Consider the following 242-nt stretch of genomic DNA (forward strand, 5'->3'; position numbering starts at 1 on the left):
CCATGGTGCCCGACTACAGCGCTTCATTCGGGGCCGACTACACCTTCCAGGCCGGTGCGCTGCGTGGCGTGAGCCTGGCGGCTGGCGCGCGCTACAACGGCGAGAGCTACGGCGACAGCGCCAACCTGTACCGCATTCCGTCCTACACCCTGTTCGACGCTGCGCTGCGCTATGACCGGGGCCAGCATGGCAACACGCACGTGCAGCTCGCGCTCAACGCCAGCAACCTGGCGGACAAGCGG

At 67.8% G+C, this 242-nt stretch carries 1 protein-coding gene; it reads left to right on the plus strand.

Annotated elements, in window-relative coordinates; all coding sequences use genetic code 11:
- Window positions 1-242 (plus strand): TonB-dependent receptor domain-containing protein (locus ACQG3P_RS22200; RefSeq protein WP_426806259.1); only part of this gene is annotated, 242 nt, incomplete at both ends.

The organism is Stenotrophomonas sp. SrG, assembly GCF_050031795.1.
Taxonomy (GTDB): domain Bacteria; phylum Pseudomonadota; class Gammaproteobacteria; order Xanthomonadales; family Xanthomonadaceae; genus Stenotrophomonas; species Stenotrophomonas rhizophila_A.